Origin of the sequence: Pseudoalteromonas sp. SR45-4 (assembly GCF_014163535.1) — a bacterium.
GTDB classification, from domain to species: domain Bacteria; phylum Pseudomonadota; class Gammaproteobacteria; order Enterobacterales; family Alteromonadaceae; genus Pseudoalteromonas; species Pseudoalteromonas nigrifaciens.
The window spans coordinates 1-257 of record NZ_JACJDO010000135.1; the positions used below are offsets into that span (position 1 = coordinate 1).

1 protein-coding gene is annotated in these 257 nt (G+C 44.4%); it reads right to left on the reverse strand.

What is annotated here, in order from left to right; all coding sequences use genetic code 11:
- A partial coding sequence (locus H5058_RS18315) for a transposase domain-containing protein (RefSeq protein WP_404936300.1) occupies positions 1-221 on the reverse strand: 221 nt, incomplete at its 3' end.
- Positions 222-257: the final 36 nt, after the last annotated feature.

Consider the following 257-nt stretch of genomic DNA (forward strand, 5'->3'; position numbering starts at 1 on the left):
CCATCAACAGCTAATAGATTTAAGCCACAAAATGTATCGAAGTGGGCATGATTATAATGCCGTGACGCCATCATCTTGAAGACCTGCTCGACAGCATCTTCACCTAAGCGTTGTCTCGCTTGAACCATGGCACTAGGGGCAACTAGTTTCCCTTTACCTGGTAAGGCGATGTCCATTTTAGAGGCTATATCCCAAACAGATTCATGACGAAATAAACTCATACCAATCACAGACCAAACGACAGCATCGAGTGGTAA